The sequence below is a fragment of the Streptomyces sp. NPDC057302 genome (assembly GCF_042667685.1).
Taxonomy (GTDB): Bacteria; Actinomycetota; Actinomycetes; order Streptomycetales; family Streptomycetaceae; genus Streptomyces.
Window position 1 is genome coordinate 1 of sequence record NZ_JBHUZJ010000049.1, and the last position, 17,694, is coordinate 17,694.

Here is a 17,694-nt window from a genome sequence, read left to right on the forward strand (position 1 = left end):
ATCCCGATCGACGTCCGCCTGCGCGAGGGCGGCGACAGGCTCATGACGAGCGGCGCCCCCATCGGCGTACGGACCGGGAGTCAGAACTTGTTGCGCGGGGTGATCCCCAGCGTCATGCCCGCGAGGCCGCGCTGGCGGCCGCCGAGCTTGCCCGCGATCGTGCGAAGGGCCGAGCCCGCCGGGGACTCCGGGTCCGTCAGGACGACCGGCTTGCCCTCGTCGCCGCCCTCGCGCAGGCGGACGTCGATCGGGATGGAGCCGAGGACCGGGACGTTCGTGCCGGTGGTCTTGGTGAGGCCCTCGGCGACCCGCTGGCCGCCGCCCGTGCCGAAGACGTCGACCATCTCGCCGCAGTGCGGGCAGGGCAGCCCCGCCATGTTCTCGACGACACCGACGATCTTCTGGTGGGTCTGCACCGCGATGGAGCCCGCGCGCTCGGCGACCTCGGCCGCCGCCTGCTGGGGCGTCGTCACGACGAGGATCTCGGCGTTCGGGACCAGCTGGGCGACGGAGATCGCGATGTCGCCGGTGCCCGGCGGCAGGTCCAGGAGCAGGACGTCCAGGTCGCCCCAGAACACGTCCGCCAGGAACTGCTGGAGGGCGCGGTGGAGCATCGGGCCGCGCCATACGACCGGGGCGTTGCCCGGCGTGAACATGCCGATGGAGATGACCTTCACGCCGTGCGCCGACGGCGGCATGATCATGTCTTCGACCTGGGTGGGCTTGCCGTCGGCGCCCAGCATCCTGGGCACGGAGTGGCCGTAGATGTCCGCGTCCACGACGCCGACCTTCAGGCCGTCCGCCGCCATCGCCGCCGCGAGGTTCACCGTCACCGAGGACTTGCCGACGCCGCCCTTGCCGGACGCGACGGCGTAGACACGGGTCAGCGAGCCGGGCTTGGCGAAGGGGACCTCGCGCTCGGCGGTGCCGCCGCGCAGGGCGCTCGCGAGCTCCTTGCGCTGCTCGTCGCTCATCACGTCGAGGGTGACGTCGACGTGCGTGACGCCTTCGACGGCGGCGACCGCGTCGGTCACGTTCTTCGTGATGGTCTCGCGCATCGGGCACCCGGAAACCGTGAGGTACACGGTGACCGCTACCACCCCATCAGGGGAGATATCTACCGATTTGACCATCCCCAGTTCGGTGATGGGTCGATGGATCTCGGGGTCGTTCACCGTCGCCAGTGCTTCACGCACCGCGTCTTCCGTAGCCATACGTCCGATAGTACGGCGCGGTAACCCTGCCCCGGAAAGAGCCGTCAACGGTCGCCTACATCACGCCCGCCGCTCTCCTCGGCGGGGAATACGACGCGCGTCTCCCTCCGCTGCTCCGCCAGCTCCGTGGCCAGCTCCTTGACCAGGTCCTGGAGTTCGGAACGGATCCAGTCGCGGGTGGCCACCTCGCCGAGGTTCATGCGCAGCGAGGCGATCTCACGGCTCAGATACTCGGTGTCCGCGATGGAGCGCTCGTTCTGTTTGCGGTCCTGTTCGAGATTGACCCGGTCCCGGTCGTCCTGCCGGTTCTGCGCGAGCAGGATCAGCGGAGCCGCGTAGGACGCCTGGAGGGAGAGCGCCAGGGTCAGGAACAGGAACGGGAACGGGTCGAAGCGCAGCGCCTGCGGGGCCCAGACGTTCCAGCCCACCCAGACGATGATCGTGATCGTCATCCAGACGATGAAGCGCCCCGTGCCCAGGAACCGCGCGATCCGCTCCGAGAGCCGCCCGAACGCCTCGGGGTCGTACTCCGGAAGCAGCTTGCGGCGCGGCGGCCGCGGCTGGTCGAGCCGGAAGCGGGGCGCGGTCCGCGGCTCGACGCGGTTGTCACGCTCGCGGTCAGCCGGCGCCATGGCGTGCTTCCTCTTCCTGGTGGAACTCGTTCTCGCGCCAGTCGTCCGGCAGCATGTGGTCGAGCACGTCGTCGACCGTGACCGCGCCGAGCAGCGAGCCGCCCTCGTCGACGACCGGGGCCGCCACCATGTCGTACGTGGCGAAGAACCCGGCGACCTGGGGCAGCGCGGTCTGCGGCAGCAGCGTCTGCAGGTCGTCGTCGAGGATCGAACTGACCAGCGTGTACGGGGGATCGCGCAGCAGCCGCTGGAAGTGCACGGTGCCCAGGTACTTGCCCGTCGGCGTCTCGTCCGGCGGACGGCACACGTACACCTGCGCGGCGAGCGCGGGGGACAGGTCCTGCTGGCGCACCCGCGCGAGGGCGTCGGCGACCGTCGCGTCGGGCCGCAGCACGATCGGCTCGGTCGTCATCAGACCGCCGGCGGTGCGCTCCTCGTACGCCATCAGGCGCCGCACGTCGGCCGCATCGTCCGGCTGCATCAGCGTGAGCAGCCGCTCCTTGTCGTCCTCGGGCAGCTCGGCGAGCAGGTCGGCGGCGTCGTCCGGGTCCATCGCCTCCAGGACGTCGGCCGCGCGCTCCTCCTTGAGCTTGCCGAGGATCTCGATCTGGTCGTCCTCGGGGAGCTCTTCGAGGACGTCGGCCAGCCGGTCGTCGTCGAGGGCCGCGGCCACCTCCGCCCGCCGTTTGGGCGACAGGTGGTGCAGGACGTTGGCGAGGTCGGCGGGGCGCAGCTGCTCGAAGGTGGCGAGCAGGCTCTCGGCGCCCTGGCCGTGCTCCTCCAGGGAGAACCCGTCGACGGCCGACCACTCCACGGTCAGCGTCTCGCCCTTGCGCCGGAAGGTGCCGCCCTTGCCCTTGCGTACGAAGACCCGGTCGATCTCCCAGTCCCGGCGGGCCGGAAGCTGCTGCACCGCCACGTCGAGGACGGTCACCTCCTCGCCCGTATCGACCAGATGGACCCGCCGGTCGAGCATCTCGCCGAGCACGAGCCGCTCGGTGGGCCGCTGCTCGAAGCGCCGCACGTTCAGTACGCCGGTGGTGATGACCTGGCCCGTCTCGATGCCGGTCACGCGGGTCATGGGCAGGAAGATGCGGCGCCGCGTGGACAGCTCGACGACCAGGCCCAGGAGCCGGGGCGGCCTGCGCTGCACCCGGAGCGTGGCCACCAGGTCGCGCACCCGGCCCACCTGGTCGCCGTTGGGATCGAAGACGGCCGTACCCGCCAGATGCGAGACGAAGACCCGGGAGGCGCTTGCCGCCATCGAACGTGCCTCCCTCGCTCATAGCTTTTTGTGCTGTTCTGTCGATCAATGCGGGCTTCAGGCTAGCCCGTCCCGGTCGGATACGCCCCGGCGGACCGTACGGCAGGACTGGCGCCGATCCAACTGGTCAGCACGGGTACGCTGCCGTACTGCCGTAGCCGTAGCCGTCGTCCCCACGAGAGGCAGCGCCCCCTGTGTCAGAGATTCCCCTGGCCCGCCGTACCCGCAGGACAGCACTGGTGAGCGCGGTCTGCGCGGGTCTCGTCGTGGGAGTCACCGGTCTCACCGGGTGCAGCAGCGAAGAGGATCCGGACGCGGGCACGAACGGCATGGGGAAACTCTCCGCCGCGAAGATCCAGAGCAAGACCCGCGCGGCGGCCGACTCGGCGCCGGCCGTGCGGCTCTCGGGCACTCTGGTCAGCAAGGGCCACACGTACAAGCTCGACATGCGCCTGAAGGACGAGGGCGGCACCGGTTCCGTGACCTCGAAGGGCGAGACCTTCCAGCTGCTGCGCGTCGGCAAGCAGCTCTTCCTGAAGGCGGACTCCGCCTTCTGGACGCACGAGGACGCCAAGGGCGGCCAGAAGCCCGGCAAGGCGGACGCGGGCGCGGCCTCCAAGCTCGACGGCAAGTACGTGAAGGTCCCCCAGGAAGACGCGTCCTACCAGCAGCTGAGCGGCTTCACGGACAAGGACGTCCTCCTGGAGGGCATGCTCACCCTGCACGGCGCCCTCGCCACCGGCGAGCGCGGCACGACGTCCGGCAACCCCAGCATCGAGATCACCGGCGACAAGGGCGCGGGCGGCACCCTGGACGTCTCCCTGAAGGGCAAGCCCTACCCGCTGAGCCTGGAGCGCGCGGGCGACGCGGGCACGCTGCGGCTGAGCGACTGGGGCAGGGACTTCCCCCTCAGCGAGCCGGACGAGGACGAGATGGTGGACTACGGAGAGCAGCTGCCGGAGTCCTGAGGGGCCGAGGAAGTCCGACGCTCCTGACTGCCGAGGGGCGCGCGGACGCGCTAGCCGCGCCGCTTCTTGCGCTTGAACAACAGCCGGGGCAGCGCAGCGGGCACCGGCTGCCGGGTGGTCGCCCCGGTCGGCAGGGGCGGGGCCGCGAGGGAGCCGTCCGGCAGGTCGGTGATCGTTTCCTGCGGGGTGAGCCTGACGACCCGGCACTCGTCCGCCCAGCGCTGCGGCATCCGCTCGCCGTCGGGCGCGTTCAGGCGCTTGCCCTTGAGCTCGGCGACGGCCGCCTCCCACGCCTCGGAGCGCGGCGCGAGCTCGGTCACCAGGGCCGTCCAGGACAGGAGACGGCCGCCCTTGTCCTTGCTGCGTACGGTCACTTCGGCGGTGCCTCCGTCGACGAGTCCCGGCAGCGGCTGCTCGCCGGGGCCGTCGCCGACGAGGTGCGCCGCACCTTCGTGCCATACGTGCCACAGGGCGCGGGCCGGTTCTTCGCCGCGCACCCAGATGAGGCCCGACTTCTTGGTGGCCTCCTCCAGGAGGGCCTGGGCGAGCAGCGTGTCTGTCATGCGCGCAGCCTACCGAGTGGGGGCTAGAGCCAGCCGTTGCGCTTCAGGGTGCGGTGGATCGTGTAGCAGGCGCCGGCGATGAGGCCGAGGACCATCGGGTAGCCGAAGCGCCAGTGCAGCTCGGGCATGTGGTCGAAGTTCATGCCGTAGACCCCGCAGACCGCCGTGGGCACGGCGATGATCGCAGCCCAGGAGGTGATCTTGCGCATGTCCTCGTTCTGCGCGACCGCGGCCTGCGCGAGGTTGGCCTGGAGGATCGAGTTGAGGAGTTCGTCGAAGCCGACGACCTGCTCCTGGACGCGGGCCAGGTGGTCGGCGACGTCACGGAAGTACTTCTGGATGTCCGGGTCGACAAGACGCATCGGCCGCTCGCTCAGGAGCAGCATGGGCCGGAGCAGCGGCGACACGGCCCGCTTGAACTCCAGGACCTCCCGCTTGAGCTGGTAGATCCGCCCGGCGTCGACACCGCGCGCGGAGCCCTTGCCCTTGCTCGGCGCGGAGAACACCTCGGTCTCCACCTCGTCGATGTCGTCCTGCATGGCGTCGGCGACCGCGAGGTAGCCGTCCACGACGTGGTCGGCGATAGTGTGCAGGACCGCGGACGGCCCTTTGGCGAGCAGCTCGGGCTCCTCCTGGAGCCGGCGCCGCAGGGCGCGCAGCGAGCCGTGGCCGCCGTGCCGCACGGTGATGAAGAAGTCCCGCCCGGTGAAGCACATCACCTCGCCGGTCTCCACGATCTCGCTGGTCGCGGTGAGTTCGGCGTGCTCGACGTAGTGGATGGTCTTGAAGACGGTGAAGAGCGTGTCGTCGTAGCGCTCCAGCTTGGGCCGCTGGTGGGCGTGCACCGCGTCCTCGACGGCCAGGGGGTGAAGCCCGAACTCGGCCGCGATACCGGCGAATTCGGCCTCGGTCGGCTCGTGCAGGCCGATCCAGGCGAAGCCTCCGTCGCGCCGCACCTGGAGCATCGCCTCGTGCGGCGTGAGCGTGTCGTCGCAGGCCGCGCGGCGTCCGTCGCGGTAGACGGCACAGTCGACGACGGCGGACGCGGCGGTGGGGTCGCGGGTGGCGTCGTACGAGCTGTAGGCGCTGCCGTCCTTGCGGAGCGAGGGGCGGACGGCGGCGCGAAGGTCACGGATCATCGACATGGGCAGGCTCCTTTGACGGAGGCCGCCGGCGGCGGGTGGAACTACCCGGAATGAGGACGTCGCTGAGGAGGTTTGGCACGTCCACAAAGCGGGGAGCACCGCACCATCGCGGTGGCAGCTTCGCTACTGACTCAGATCAGATAACTCAGAGAGATCAGGTGGAAACGAAGTGCTCTTCCGTCGCACGCGAGCACGGGGAGTACAGGCGCGCAGTGGCAGCTACAGAGCTGCGTGAGGTGTCAGACGGAAGAACGGGTGGTACTGCACGGTCGACTTCGATCCATGGCAGCCCCACCTCCTCCGGCCGGTCCCCCGTAGGGGAGTCCCAAGCGCGTAGCGCGCGAAGTCATCTGCCCGGGCTTGAAAGCGCGCTCTGCGTGCTGCCCGGAACCAGCGGCCAACACTATCAGCCGACTGAAGTGTCAAGCCCCGCCTTTACCCACCTCTGACGAGTTCTATGCTCGGCGTCATGGCTGATGTTCTTGCTCTGGTCGAAGCCCGTCTCCGCACTGGCCTCGGTGAACCGGACGCCCGCGCCGCGGTGACCTTCCTCGGCACCGACCGCGTCGAAGTGCTGCGCTTCACGGACGGGGACGTGGTCAGGTACGCCACTCTCGGTATGTCGTCCCAGCCGATGGCCGATCCGACCGCCCCGCTCGCCGACCCGATCAAGGGCCCGCGCGCGGAGCTGGTCCTCTCGGTGCGGGGCGGCGTCGCCGACACGGACAAGGTGCTGCGCCCCCTCGCCGTACTGGCGGCCTCGCCGCAGGTCGAGGGCCTGATCGTGGCCCCCGGCGCCTCGCTCGACGTGGGTGAACCGCTGTGGCCCGGCGCACAGTTCACGTCGGTCCTGGTCGCCGAGCCGGGAGGCCTGGTGGAGGACCTGGAGCTCGACGAGCCGATGGAGCCCGTACGGTTCCTGCCGCTGCTGCCCATGACGCCGAACGAGGCGGCGTGGAAGCGGGTGCACGGCGCGCAGGCCCTCCAGGAGCGCTGGCTGAACAGCGGGACGGACCTGCGCGATCCGCTGCGCAAGTCCGTGTCCCTGGACTGAAATCCCGTACGGAGAAAGCTAGTTGGCGAAGACGGTGACGCCGTCCTGTGTGGCGTGCTTCGGTTCGAGCTCCTCGGCTTCGTGGGTCAGGGAGTCCTTGCGGACCCAGACCACGACCGCGCCGAGCGCCGCCGTGACGGCCGCGACCACGAACGGGACGTGGATGTCGCTCCACTCCTCGATCTTCGGCGCGAAGAACGGGGCGGCGGCAGCGGCGAACCACCGGACGAAGTTGTAACCGGCGCTTGCCACCGGCCGCGGCGCGTCCGAGACGCCGAGCGCGAGCTCGGTGTAGACGGTGTTGTTCACGCCGATGAAGGCGCCGGACAGGATCGTGCAGACGATGGCCGTGGCGTGGTTGCCGTACCCCAGTACCAGCACGTCCGCCGCGAGCAGCACCAGCGAACCGCCGAGCACCTTCAGCGAGCGGAACCGCGCCTGCAGCCGCGGGGCCACCAGTACCGAGAAGACCGCGAGCAGCAGCCCCCAGGCGAAGAAGATCGCACCCGACTTGTACGGGGTCATGTTCAGCACGAACGGCGTGAAGGCCAGGACCGTGAAGAACGTGTAGTTGTAGAAGAACGCGGAGGCGGCGGCGGACGCGAGCCCGCCGTGGCCCAGCGCCTTGATCGGGGCGAGCAGCGAGGTCTTCTCCGCGGGCCTGGGCTGCTCCTTCAGGAACGCCGTGATGCAGAGGAAGCCGACCGCCATCAGCGCGGCGGTGCCGAAGAAGGGGTAGCGCCAGCTCGCGTTGCCGAGCACCGCGCCGAGCAGCGGCCCGCACGCCATGCCGAGGCCGAGCGCCGACTCGTACAGCAGGATCGCCGCGGCGCTGCCGCCGGCCGCCGCGCCGACGATGACCGCGAGCGCGGTTGACACGAACAGCGCGTTGCCGAGTCCCCATCCCGCGCGGAATCCGACGAGCTCGCCGACCGAACCCGATGTCCCGGCGAGGCCCGCGAAGACCACGACGAGCGCGAGGCCCAGGAGCAGGGTCTTCTTGCCGCCGATCCGGCTGGAGACGAATCCGGTCACCAGCATCGCCACGGCGGTGATCAGGAAGTACGAGGTGAAGAGCAGGGAGACCTGGCTGGCGGAGGCGTCGAGGCCCTTGGCGATGGAGGGGAGGATCGGGTCGACGAGCCCGATGCCCATGAAGGCGACGACGGACGCGCCCGCGGTCGCCCAGACGGCCTTCGGTTGCCGCAGGAGACTGGTCGCCCCCTCGTCGAACGGATCCCCTTCGGCGGGGCCTCCTGTGCTGCTGTTCATGCCTGCTCCTCCACGGCTTCCGTCGAGATCGTTGACGTATACACATATTAGTTAGCCAGCCTAAAAGATGCAAGCTACATCTAGTTTTGCCTGGTGACGGCGCCACCGGACGGGTGATCGTCCTTGACGGAGTGACGACCGGGGAGGACCGTTGGGCGCTATGAGGGGCGAACCCAGTTGCCCGAAGTGTGGTGGCCGGGTCAGGGCTCCCGGTCTCTTTTCCGACTCCTGGCAGTGCGATGTGCACGGCACGGTGCATCCGCTGCAACCTGTGATCCCGCCCAGCGTCGAGGCCCTCCAGGTCGTGGTGCATCGCGCGCAGGTGCCGGTGTGGATGCCGTGGCCGCTGCCGGTCGGCTGGCTGTTCACGGGCGTGGCCTGCGCGGGTGACGACCGCAGCGGCGGCCGGGCGACCGCGGTGGCCTGCTCCGGGCCCGCGCCGCTCGGCGGCATGGGCGAGCTGGTCCTCATCGCCGAGGAGCTCGGCGTCGGCCTCGGCGCGCGGTACGCGGGCATCGACGGCCCGGACCCGGGCCCGTACCTGAACGTCGAGAAGCCGCCGCAGGCCAAGCTTCTCGCGGCCGGGCGGCCGACCCCGATGTGGCACGTGGCGGGCACGCCGGACGACCGCGCGGTCTTCGCGGGCGAGGCGCGCGGCCTGTGGCTGTGGGCGGTCGCGTGGCCGGAGCAGTCGGGGCTCCTGATGTACGACGAGCTGGTGCTCACCGATCTGCGGGACGCGGGGGCCGAGGTGGACCTGCTGCCGTGCGGGGCGCTGTCGCCGCGGATCCTGATGCCGTGACGGCGCTCGGCGCTCGCTGTTCGGAGGCCGGTGGAGCGCTGACGCCGTGAGGGGAGTCTCCTTCGCGGCGGCGGGTGGAACGGCCCAGTCCCGTTATCCTTGAGCGTCCCCTCGTCCGCCCGCCGCAGAGCCTGGAGTACACGTCGTGCGCATCGACCTGCACACCCACTCCACCGCTTCCGACGGCACGGACACCCCGGCGCAGCTGGTGCGCAACGCCGCCGCGGCGGGGCTCGACGTCGTCGCGCTCACGGACCACGACACCACCCGCGGGTACGCGGAAGCCGTCGCCGCCCTGGGGGCACTCGACCGGGACCTCACCCTCGTCACCGGCGCCGAACTCTCCTGCCGCCTCGACGGCGTGGGCCTGCACATGCTGGCCTACCTCTTCGACCCGGACGAGCCGGAGCTGGCCCGCGAGCGCGAGCTCGTGCGCGACGACCGGGTGCCCCGCGCGAAGGCGATGGTCGGCAAGCTGCAGGAACTCGGCGTGCCGGTCAGCTGGGAGCAGGTCGCGCGCATCGCGGGCGACGGCTCGGTCGGCCGCCCGCACATCGCCGAGGCCTTGGTCGAGCTGGGCGTCGTGCCCACAGTCTCGGACGCCTTCACCGACGACTGGCTCGCCGACGGCGGACGCGCGTACGCCGAGAAGCACGAACTGGACCCCTTCGACGCGATCCGCCTGGTCAAGGCCGCGGGTGGCGTCACGGTCTTCGCGCACCCAGCCGCCGTCAAGCGCGGGCAGGTCGTGCCGGAGGCGGCCATGGCGGAGCTGGCCGCGGCCGGACTCGACGGCGTCGAGGCCGACCACATGGACCACGACCCGGCCACCCGCACCCGGCTGCACGGCCTGGCGGCGGACCTCGGCCTCCTGGCCACGGGGTCGAGCGACTACCACGGCAGCCGCAAGACCTGTGTGCTCGGGGAGTTCACCACCGACCCCGAGATCTACGGCGAGATCACCCGCCGGGCGACCGGGGCGTTCCCGGTGCCGGGCGCGGGCGGACGCCCCGCCGCGTAACGCGGGCTTCCCCCACACCTTTTCCGCCGCCCTCGCGCGGCATTCTCGTACGACTCACTGCAAGGCCATCACTGTGTTCGACGCCGCCGTCTTCGGATCCCTCTTTCTCACCCTTTTTGTCATCATGGATCCCCCTGGGATCACCCCGATCTTCCTCGGACTCACCTCCGGCCGTCCCGCCAAGGTGCAGAAGAAGATGGCCTTCCAGGCCGTGTGCGTCGCCTTCGGCGTGATCGCGGTCTTCGGGCTCCTGGGCCACCAGATCCTCGACTACCTGCATGTCTCCGTCCCCGCGCTGATGATCGCGGGCGGTCTGCTGCTCCTGCTCATCGCGCTCGACCTGCTCACCGGCAAGTCGGACGAGCCGACGCAGACCAAGGACGTCAACGTCGCCCTGGTGCCGCTCGGCATGCCGCTGCTCGCGGGGCCCGGCGCGATCGTCTCCGTGATCCTGGCCGTGCAGGACGCCGACAGCGTCGGCACGCAGGTCTCCGTGTGGGCGGCGATCGTGGCGATGCACGTCGTGCTGTGGCTGGTGATGCGCTACTCGCTGCTGATCATCCGGGTCATCAAGGACGGCGGCGTCGTCCTGGTGACGCGGCTCGCGGGCATGATGCTCTCCGCGATCGCGGTGCAGCAGATCATCAACGGCGTGACGCAGGTGATCAACGGCGGCTGAGGCGCCGCCGGGCACCTGCGGGCCGCCGGCTGGCCGGGTATGCCAAGGGCCCCCGTACCAAAGGTGTACGGGGGCCCTTCAACCTCAATCTCAACCTGTGCGTTACGAGGCCGGGGATTCGGCCGGTCGGATATAGATGCGCTGGCCGATCGCTGCGGCCTGCTGCACGATCCGATTGACGGAGGCGGCGTCTACGACGGTCCGGTCCACGGCGGAGCCGTCGACGTCGTCGAGTCGCATGATTTCGAAGCGCATATGGCTTCTCCCTTCGTCTGGTCATCCTCCTGAAGGAGAACTACTGGAGTTGTGGCCGCCGGGACAGCTGTGTCCGGCGTTCCATACGGGTACAACGAGTTGCCCCCAGCAAACATTCCCTACGCTAAGGAAATTTTTCGACAGACTAATTACTCACGAGTAGCGAGACCGGTTGTGTTCGCTGCGTGACCACCGGGGACAATGGACTCCAATGAACGACGAGATCGACATCAGCGCCCACGTCAGCGTCCAGTTGGAGCGCGCCAACGGGCTCCTCGAGCGCGTGCTCGCCGAGGTGGCGAAGACACCGTCCACACACGCGATCTTCGTCGACGCCGGATACGTGTACGCCGCCGCGGGACGCCTCGCGGTCGGCACGGAGGACCGGCGGGCCTTCGACCTGGACGCGGAGGGGCTGATCGAGGCGCTCATCGACAAGGCGCGCACGATCTTCGCGGACAGCCGGCTGCTGCGCGTCTACTGGTACGACGGTGCGCGGCGCCGCATCCACACGGTGGAGCAGCAGTCGATCGCGGAGCTGCCGGACGTCAAGGTCCGGCTCGGCAACCTCAACGCGAACAATCAACAGAAGGGCGTCGATTCCCTCATCCGGACGGATCTGGAGTCACTGGCCCGGCACCGCGCGATCAGCGACGCGGCCCTGATCGGGGGCGACGAGGACCTGGTCTCGGCGGTGGAGGCGGCGCAGGGGTACGGCGCGCGGGTGCATCTGTGGGGCATCGAGGCGACCGAGGGCCGCAACCAGGCGGAGCCGCTGCTGTGGGAGGTCGACAGTCAGCGCACGTTCGACCTCGACTTCTTCAAGCCGTACGTGTCCCGGCGCGCGGCCACGGCGACGTACGAGGCCGCGGGCACGCCCCGGCCCTCCCGCGAGGACGTGCGTTTCGTGGGCGCGCAGATCGCCTCGAAGTGGCTGGCCGAGCGGGGGCGGGCCGCGCTGGTGGACCTGCTGCCGGGGCATCCCTACCTGCCGGGGTCGGTGGACCAGGAGCTCTTGGTGGAGGCCGAGAAGCTGCTCGCGTACTCGCTGCGGGGACAGTCCGACCTGCGGCGGGCACTGCGGGACGGCTTCTGGGAGAACTTGCAGACGCGGTACTAGCGGCTACGGGCGGGCGGGGCCGCGGTCCCAGAAGTCGATGAGGGCGGCGGCCGTCTCCGTGGGGCGGTCGGTGTTGGGGGAGTGCTCGGCGCCGGTGATGACCGTGCGGTGGGCGTGCAGCCGGGCCGCCATGTCGTCGATCCAGGCGATGGGCCAGGTGTCGTCCCGCTCGCCGGAGATGACGTGCTTGTGCAGGGGCAGGGCGGCGAGTTCCGCGACGCGGTCGGGCTCGGCGCAGAGCTGCTTGCCGGTGGCGATGAGCTGGGCGGGGCTGTGGCGCAGCCAGCGCTCGCGCAGGGCGTCTCCGTCGAGGTCGGTGTCCTCGGGCGGATCGAGGGCCTGCATGGCGGCCCAGGCCTCGGCCATGGAGAGTACGGCGAGCGCGTCGGTCAGCATCTTGGCGCGGTCCTGCTGCGAGGGCGAGATGGCGGCGGGGCCCGAGGACATGAGGGTGAGCGAGGCGAAGGTCTCCGCGGGGGCGCGGAGGGCCGCGGCGCGGGCGATGTGGCCGCCGAGGGAGTGGCCGAGGAGGTGGGGCGTGCCGCCGACGGCCTCGCTCTGCGCGAGGACGTCCCTGGCCAACTCGTCCTGGGCGTACGGGGCTTCGTCCTTCGCCGGGCCTTCGCTCTCGTACTGTCCGCGGCCGTCGACGGAGACGGCGCGGTAGCCGGCCTCCGCGATGGGGCGCAGCAGGGTGATGAAGTCCTCCTTGCTCCCGGTGAATCCGGGGAGCAGGAGGACCGTCCCCTTGGCCTGGCCGGCCGGGGGGCGGGCGTCGAGGGCGGCGAAGTCGCCCCGGGCGGTCCGGAGGGGGCCGGCGTGGACGCCGGGGGGCGGGGTGAAGGTCGGGGGCCTGCTCATGGCTCGAGGCTAGTCGCCGGGGGCGGCCTTGGGGTGGGGGGTAGGGGGGCTGGTGCTTGTGTCCTGCGGGCGGGCTTCTCGCGCTGCCCGCGGGGGGCCTTTTCGCGCTTCGCGCGGAGCTTGCCCCCCCCACCCGCCCGTTTGCCCCGTAGTGGGTGGGGGGTGTGGCGGTGGGTGGTCCTCTGCGGGGCGTGCCTTTTCGCGCTTCGCGCGGATTTTTCCCGCCCGCCCGCCCGTTTGCCCCGTAGTTGTAGGGGGTGGGGGTCCGTGTGCCCTGCGGGCGGGTTTCTCGCGCTTCGCGCGGAGCTTGCCCGCCCGCCCGTTTGCCCCGCAGCTGCGTGGGGTGGGCTCGGGTGTCGCTGCCGGGTGGTCGGGTGGGTGGGTGGGGAGGATCCGGCGCGGAGCGCCGGTCTTGGAGGCTCGGGGAGGGCGAGCGGGGCAGTAAGTGGGGTTCAGGCAGGGGGAGTTGTGGTGGTGGAACGGCGAAGGCCCGGCACCCCGTAGGGGGCCGGGCCTTCGGGCGTCAAACCCGGGGGAGCGTCAGCTCTCCGGCGTTTCGGCCGGCGCAGCCACCGCCTTGCGGGTCCGGCGGCGCGGCTTGGCGACGGCGGACTCCTCGGCGACGACCGGGGCCTCGGCGACCTTGCGCGTACGGCGACGCGGCTTGGTCTCCTCCGTCGGCTGAGCGGGAATCTCGGCCTCGACCACGGGCTCCGCAGCCTTACGGGTGCGGCGCGGCTTCGTGGCCGCGGGGGCCTCTGCCGCTGCCTCGACCACGGGCTCCGCTGTCTTGCGCGTACGGCGGCGCGGCTTGGTGGCCACCGCGGCCTCCGGCTCGGCGGCTTCCGCCGCGACCTCGGCCACGGGCTCCGCGGCCTTGCGCGTGCGACGCGGCTTGGTCGCAGGGGTGGTCTCGGCGGCCTCTGCCGCGACCTCGACCGCGGGCTCCGCGGCCTTGCGGGTGCGGCGGCGCGGCTTGGTGGCAGCCGGAGCCTCGGGCTCCGGCACCTCCACGGCCTCGACCGTGTCGACCACAGCCTCCGCGGCCTTACGGGTCCGGCGGCGCGGCTTCGTGGCAGCCGGAGCCTCGGGGGCGGCGGCTTCCGTCGCCACCTCCACGGCCTCGGCCACGGGCTCCGCGGCCTTGCGGGTGCGGCGGCGCGGCTTCGTGGCGGCCGGGGCCTCGGGCTCCGGTACCTCCACGGCCTCGACCGTCTCGACCGTCTCAACGGTCTCGACCAGGGCCTCCGCTGCCTCCGGAGCGCTCCGCGTCCGGCGACGGCGACGCGGCGTACGCGGCTCCGTCAGCTCGGCCTCGGGAGCGGACACGGACGCAGCCGCAGCCGCAGGCGCTGCCTCGGCAACCGCCACTGCGGGGGCCGGAGTCTCCAGCGGCGTACCCGAACGGGTGCGGCGGCGGCGACGCGGCGTACGCGCCTCACGCGGCTCGCGCTCCGGCTCAGGAGCGCGCCCGCGGTCACGGTCACGACCGGCGTCGCGACCGGCGTCACGGCCACCGCGCCCGCGCGAGCCACCCTTGCCGCCCGTCTCGCCGAGGTCCTCGACCTGCTCCGCGCGGAGCCCGGCACGGGTCCGCTCGGTGCGCGGCAGCACACCCTTGGTGCCCGCCGGGATGTTCAGCTCCTCGTACAGGTGAGGAGAGCTCGAGTACGTCTCGACCGGGTCGCTCAGGCCGAGGTTCAGCGCCTTGTTGATCAGCTGCCAGCGCGGGATGTCGTCCCAGTCGACCAGCGTGATCGCGATGCCCTTGGCACCCGCGCGGCCGGTGCGGCCGATGCGGTGCAGGTAGGTCTTCTCGTCCTCGGGGGACTGGTAGTTGATGACGTGCGTGACGCCACCCACGTCGATGCCGCGCGCGGCGACGTCCGTGCAGACGAGCACGTCCACCTTGCCGTTGCGGAAAGCGCGCAGCGCCTGCTCGCGGGCGCCCTGGCCGAGGTCACCGTGCACGGCGCCCGAGGCGAACCCGCGCTTCTCGAGCTGCTCGGCGATGTCCGCCGCGGTCCGCTTCGTACGGCAGAAGATCATCGCGAGTCCGCGGCCGTCGGCCTGGAGGATGCGCGAGACCATCTCGGGCTTGTCCATGTTGTGCGCGCGGTACACGTGCTGCTTGGTGTTCGCGACGGTCTGGCCCTCGTCGTCCGGCGAGGTGGCGCGGATGTGCGTGGGCTGCGACATGTAGCGACGGGCCAGGCCGATGACCGCGCCCGGCATGGTCGCCGAGAACAGCATCGTCTGGCGCTTCGGCGGCAGCATGTTGATGATCCGCTCGACGTCGGGCAGGAAGCCCAGGTCGAGCATCTCGTCGGCCTCGTCGAGGACCAGGCACTTGATGTGCTTGAGGTTGAGCTTCTTCTGGCCCGCGAGGTCGAGCAGCCGACCCGGCGTGCCGACGACGATGTCGATGCCCTTCTTGAGGGCCTCGACCTGCGGCTCGTAGGCACGGCCGCCGTATATGGCGAGGACGCGGACGTTACGCGCCTTGCCGGCGGTCAGGAGGTCGTTCGTGACCTGCTGGCACAGCTCGCGCGTGGGCACGACGATGAGCGCCTGCGGGGCGTCGGTCAGCTGCTCGGGCTTGGCCCGGCCCGCCTCGACGTCCGCGGGGACGGTGACGCGCTCCAGGAGCGGGAGTCCGAAGCCGAGCGTCTTGCCGGTGCCGGTCTTGGCCTGGCCGATGACGTCGGAGCCGGAGAGCGCTACGGGCAGCGTCATCTCTTGGATGGGGAAAGGGCTGATGATGCCGACGGCCTCAAGGGCCTCGGCCGTCTCGGGGAGAATTCCGAGATCGCGGAAAGTCGTAGTCAGGGCATTGCCTCTTCTGTGGACGCAGTCCGAGGCGAACGCTGGGGGTCGTGACCGTGCCACTACCGCCGGCTGCTTGGGGGGCGGGGCCGGGGGCGCGGGACCACTGCCTGCGCTCGAGCGCTCGTACCGCTGAGGTTCCCTCCTCATGCCGCCCGCACTGTGCGGGCCGCCTGGAGGGCTGTCGGTTCGGAGCCGATCGGGCCTCCGACCGGGCATCCTCATTCGTACGGCCCGACGAATATTCGGCAGGCGCATTACCACTGTACCCCGGAATCTCGCAGCCGTGTCTGGCGAATTGGTCACGTAGTCGTCGTCACAGTCACTGACCAGGCCCTTACACGTTGCTGCGAGCGGGCTATTGTGCGGTTTATGGAGACGCCTGACACCGCCACTGACACACCTGCCGAACCCACCGGAATCGCCGCCCTGGACTGGAAGGCCGCCGCCGACGAGCCGCACTACCGCGCCGCGGTCGTGGATCTGCTCGGCGCGCTCGCCTACGGAGAGCTCGCGGCGTTCGAGCGGCTCGCGGAGGACGCGAAGCTGGCGCCGACGCTCGGCGACAAGGCGGAGCTGGCGAAGATGGCGTCGGCCGAGTTCCACCACTTCGAGCAGTTGCGGGACCGCCTCTCGGAGATCGGCGCGGATGCCACCCAGGCGATGGAGCCCTTCGTGGAGGCCCTCGACGGCTTCCACCGGCAGACGGCGCCCTCCGACTGGCTCGAGGGCCTCGTCAAGGCGTACGTGGGCGACTCGATCGCCAGCGACTTCTACCGCGAGGTCGCGGCGCGGCTCGACGGCGACACCCGGCGGCTCGTCCTCGGCGTGCTCGACGACACGGGGCACGCGAGCTTCGCCGTGGAGAAGGTGCGGGCCGCGATCGACGCGGATCCGCGGGTGGGCGGTCGGCTCGCACTGTGGGCCCGTCGCCTGATGGGCGAGGCGCTCTCGCAGTCGCAGCGGGTGGTCGCCGACCGGGACGCGCTGTCGACCATGCTGGTCGGGGGCGTTGCCGACGGGTTCGACCTGGCCGAGGTCGGGCGGATGTTCTCGCGGATCACCGAGGCGCACACGAAGCGGATGGCTGCGCTGGGGCTCGCCGCGTAGCGCTCTGCTGGGTTTGGCGGATCTTCCCCTGCGGGGGGCCTTCCGGGCTGGCCTTGTGGGTCTGCGCGGGTGCGTTGTGGTTGCGCGCGCAGTTCCCCGCGCCCCTGGCGGGGCGGTCCGCTGTGGGCGTCTGCGGGTGCTCTGTGGCTGAGCGCGCCGTTCCCCGCGCCCCCGGGTGCTTCCGTGCCCCTCAGGGCCCTACGCCGTCGCTGAGCGACGGCGTAGGCGGCCCCTGCTGGGGCGGATCAGGAGTGAGAGCAGGGCTGCCGCTACTGCCACGGCTCCCGCGATCGTGGCGGGGGCGTGGCCCGCGCCCAGGGCCATGTGTGTGACGAACGATCCGATCACGGCGCCCGCGGCCCCGGTCGACAGGACCAGGTTGCGTGCGGGCAGCCGGTGGGACAGTCGGTGGGCCGTGGCCCATGCCAGGGCGAAACCGAGCAGTGCGGAGCCAAGTGCTTCCAGAATCACAGGGTGTTCCCTCCCTCGCGGCCAGGTGCAAAACGGTCGTAGCCGGTCTTACCCCTGGCAGCCGGAATGCAATCCTCCAGAGCCTGGAAGCCTCAGGTCGAACGGGGCGTCAACATGCGAGAACGGCCCGGTGGTTGTCACCACCGGGCCGTTCCCGTCGTTCGTCCTGCGTGCAGCGCCCGTGACCTACAGGGCGCTGAAGCCCACCTTGCGTGCGGTCGGCTCACCGAGCTCGACGTACGCGAGGCGGTCGGCCGGAACCAGGACCTTGCGGCCGTGGTCGTCCACGAGGCTCAGCAACGGCGACTTGCCGGTCAGTGCCTCGGACACCGCGCGCTCGACTTCCTCGGCACTCTGGGTGCTCTCCAGCACGATCTCGCGGGGCGCGTACTGCACGCCGATCTTGACCTCCACGGCTTTGTCCCTCCGACGGTCAG

The 17,694-nt window shown here is 70.9% G+C and carries 18 protein-coding genes; 7 read left to right on the top strand and 11 right to left on the bottom strand.

Annotation, left to right across the window (positions count from 1 at the left end; translation table 11 throughout):
• Positions 1-80 precede the first annotated feature (80 nt).
• The 3 genes from ACFUPX_RS28615 to ACFUPX_RS28625 are packed head-to-tail and all read right to left on the bottom strand — an operon-like array spanning position 81 to position 3,110.
• Positions 81-1,214, bottom strand: a complete 1,134-nt coding sequence (locus tag ACFUPX_RS28615; protein ID WP_383328741.1) for an Mrp/NBP35 family ATP-binding protein — start codon at positions 1,212-1,214, stop codon at positions 81-83.
• A 44-nt stretch (positions 1,215-1,258) separates the two neighbouring features.
• Positions 1,259-1,846: a DUF1003 domain-containing protein gene (locus ACFUPX_RS28620; RefSeq protein ID WP_383328744.1), complete on the bottom strand. Its 588-nt coding sequence runs from the start codon at positions 1,844-1,846 to the stop codon at positions 1,259-1,261.
• Complete coding sequence (locus ACFUPX_RS28625) at positions 1,833-3,110, bottom strand: magnesium transporter MgtE N-terminal domain-containing protein (RefSeq protein WP_383328747.1); 1,278 nt, start codon at positions 3,108-3,110, stop codon at positions 1,833-1,835. Before ACFUPX_RS28625 ends, ACFUPX_RS28620 begins: the two co-directional genes overlap by 14 nt.
• Before the next feature lie 194 nt (positions 3,111-3,304).
• On the opposite strand from ACFUPX_RS28625, the gene ACFUPX_RS28630 reads away from it, so the two are divergent.
• Entirely contained in the window at positions 3,305-4,078 is a 774-nt protein-coding gene (locus ACFUPX_RS28630) for a hypothetical protein (RefSeq protein WP_383328750.1), read from the top strand.
• 50 nt (positions 4,079-4,128) lie between these two features.
• Here ACFUPX_RS28630 and ACFUPX_RS28635 read toward each other — a convergent pair whose 3' ends face one another.
• Positions 4,129-4,641 carry a hypothetical protein gene (locus tag ACFUPX_RS28635; RefSeq protein ID WP_383328752.1) on the bottom strand — a complete coding sequence of 171 codons (513 nt, stop codon included), beginning with the start codon at positions 4,639-4,641 and terminating at the stop codon, positions 4,129-4,131.
• Between the two features lie 23 nt (positions 4,642-4,664).
• Complete coding sequence (locus ACFUPX_RS28640) at positions 4,665-5,786, bottom strand: magnesium and cobalt transport protein CorA (protein ID WP_383328755.1); 1,122 nt, start codon at positions 5,784-5,786, stop codon at positions 4,665-4,667.
• Positions 5,787-6,255: 469 nt separating this feature from the next.
• Between ACFUPX_RS28640 and ACFUPX_RS28645 the strand changes: the two genes are divergently transcribed.
• Positions 6,256-6,840 (top strand): suppressor of fused domain protein, encoded by a 585-nt coding sequence (locus tag ACFUPX_RS28645; RefSeq protein ID WP_383328758.1) that lies wholly within the window; start codon positions 6,256-6,258, stop codon positions 6,838-6,840.
• Between the two features lie 18 nt (positions 6,841-6,858).
• Here the strand turns inward: ACFUPX_RS28645 and ACFUPX_RS28650 are convergent, their stop codons facing one another.
• Entirely contained in the window at positions 6,859-8,112 is a 1,254-nt protein-coding gene (locus tag ACFUPX_RS28650; RefSeq protein ID WP_383328761.1) for an MFS transporter, read from the bottom strand.
• 160 nt (positions 8,113-8,272) lie between these two features.
• Here ACFUPX_RS28650 and ACFUPX_RS28655 point away from each other — a divergent pair, with 160 nt between their 5' ends.
• From ACFUPX_RS28655 to ACFUPX_RS28665, 3 genes are all read left to right on the top strand, one after another.
• Positions 8,273-8,914, top strand: coding sequence for a DUF6758 family protein (locus ACFUPX_RS28655; protein ID WP_383328764.1), 642 nt, complete (start codon positions 8,273-8,275; stop codon positions 8,912-8,914).
• 145 nt (positions 8,915-9,059) lie between these two features.
• Complete coding sequence (locus ACFUPX_RS28660; RefSeq protein ID WP_383328767.1) at positions 9,060-9,935, top strand: PHP domain-containing protein; 876 nt, start codon at positions 9,060-9,062, stop codon at positions 9,933-9,935.
• Positions 9,936-10,008: 73 nt separating this feature from the next.
• Positions 10,009-10,614 (top strand): MarC family protein, encoded by a 606-nt coding sequence (locus tag ACFUPX_RS28665; protein WP_383328770.1) that lies wholly within the window; start codon positions 10,009-10,011, stop codon positions 10,612-10,614.
• Positions 10,615-10,716: 102 nt separating this feature from the next.
• Here ACFUPX_RS28665 and ACFUPX_RS28670 read toward each other — a convergent pair whose 3' ends face one another.
• Complete coding sequence (locus tag ACFUPX_RS28670) at positions 10,717-10,869, bottom strand: hypothetical protein (protein ID WP_363308038.1); 153 nt, start codon at positions 10,867-10,869, stop codon at positions 10,717-10,719.
• A 211-nt stretch (positions 10,870-11,080) separates the two neighbouring features.
• Between ACFUPX_RS28670 and ACFUPX_RS28675 the strand changes: the two genes are divergently transcribed.
• Entirely contained in the window at positions 11,081-11,989 is a 909-nt protein-coding gene (locus ACFUPX_RS28675; RefSeq protein ID WP_383328773.1) for an NYN domain-containing protein, read from the top strand.
• 3 nt (positions 11,990-11,992) lie between these two features.
• On the opposite strand, the gene ACFUPX_RS28680 is transcribed toward ACFUPX_RS28675, so the two are convergent.
• On the bottom strand, positions 11,993-12,850 hold the full coding sequence (locus tag ACFUPX_RS28680) for an alpha/beta fold hydrolase (protein ID WP_383328776.1): 858 nt from the start codon (positions 12,848-12,850) through the stop codon (positions 11,993-11,995).
• Positions 12,851-13,390: 540 nt separating this feature from the next.
• Entirely contained in the window at positions 13,391-15,586 is a 2,196-nt protein-coding gene (locus ACFUPX_RS28685) for a DEAD/DEAH box helicase (RefSeq protein WP_383328779.1), read from the bottom strand.
• A 462-nt stretch (positions 15,587-16,048) separates the two neighbouring features.
• Between ACFUPX_RS28685 and ACFUPX_RS28690 the strand changes: the two genes are divergently transcribed.
• The gene (locus ACFUPX_RS28690; RefSeq protein ID WP_383328782.1) at positions 16,049-16,786 is read left to right on the top strand and encodes a ferritin-like fold-containing protein; all 738 of its coding nucleotides are present in this window, start codon (positions 16,049-16,051) and stop codon (positions 16,784-16,786) included.
• Positions 16,787-16,984: 198 nt separating this feature from the next.
• Here the strand turns inward: ACFUPX_RS28690 and ACFUPX_RS28695 are convergent, their stop codons facing one another.
• The gene (locus ACFUPX_RS28695; protein ID WP_383328785.1) at positions 16,985-17,257 is read right to left on the bottom strand and encodes a hypothetical protein; all 273 of its coding nucleotides are present in this window, start codon (positions 17,255-17,257) and stop codon (positions 16,985-16,987) included.
• A 186-nt stretch (positions 17,258-17,443) separates the two neighbouring features.
• Complete coding sequence (locus tag ACFUPX_RS28700) at positions 17,444-17,671, bottom strand: DUF3107 domain-containing protein (protein WP_249587904.1); 228 nt, start codon at positions 17,669-17,671, stop codon at positions 17,444-17,446.
• Between the last annotated feature and the right edge of the window lie 23 nt (positions 17,672-17,694).

What these genes read in the sequence shown, in the direction of transcription:
- ACFUPX_RS28620 (WP_383328744.1), bottom strand. Translation starts at nt 1,846, where the DNA reads ATGGCGCCGGCTGACCGCGAGCGTGACAACCGCGTCGAGCCGCGGACC.
- ACFUPX_RS28655 (WP_383328764.1), top strand. Translation starts at nt 8,273, where the DNA reads ATGAGGGGCGAACCCAGTTGCCCGAAGTGTGGTGGCCGGGTCAGGGCT.
- ACFUPX_RS28670 (WP_363308038.1), bottom strand. Translation starts at nt 10,869, where the DNA reads ATGCGCTTCGAAATCATGCGACTCGACGACGTCGACGGCTCCGCCGTG.
- ACFUPX_RS28635 (WP_383328752.1), bottom strand. Translation starts at nt 4,641, where the DNA reads ATGACAGACACGCTGCTCGCCCAGGCCCTCCTGGAGGAGGCCACCAAG.
- ACFUPX_RS28645 (WP_383328758.1), top strand. Translation starts at nt 6,256, where the DNA reads ATGGCTGATGTTCTTGCTCTGGTCGAAGCCCGTCTCCGCACTGGCCTC.
- ACFUPX_RS28685 (WP_383328779.1), bottom strand. Translation starts at nt 15,586, where the DNA reads ATGACGCTGCCCGTAGCGCTCTCCGGCTCCGACGTCATCGGCCAGGCC.
- ACFUPX_RS28640 (WP_383328755.1), bottom strand. Translation starts at nt 5,786, where the DNA reads ATGTCGATGATCCGTGACCTTCGCGCCGCCGTCCGCCCCTCGCTCCGC.
- ACFUPX_RS28615 (WP_383328741.1), bottom strand. Translation starts at nt 1,214, where the DNA reads ATGGCTACGGAAGACGCGGTGCGTGAAGCACTGGCGACGGTGAACGAC.
- ACFUPX_RS28690 (WP_383328782.1), top strand. Translation starts at nt 16,049, where the DNA reads ATGGAGACGCCTGACACCGCCACTGACACACCTGCCGAACCCACCGGA.
- ACFUPX_RS28675 (WP_383328773.1), top strand. Translation starts at nt 11,081, where the DNA reads ATGAACGACGAGATCGACATCAGCGCCCACGTCAGCGTCCAGTTGGAG.
- ACFUPX_RS28650 (WP_383328761.1), bottom strand. Translation starts at nt 8,112, where the DNA reads ATGAACAGCAGCACAGGAGGCCCCGCCGAAGGGGATCCGTTCGACGAG.
- ACFUPX_RS28625 (WP_383328747.1), bottom strand. Translation starts at nt 3,110, where the DNA reads ATGGCGGCAAGCGCCTCCCGGGTCTTCGTCTCGCATCTGGCGGGTACG.
- ACFUPX_RS28680 (WP_383328776.1), bottom strand. Translation starts at nt 12,850, where the DNA reads ATGAGCAGGCCCCCGACCTTCACCCCGCCCCCCGGCGTCCACGCCGGC.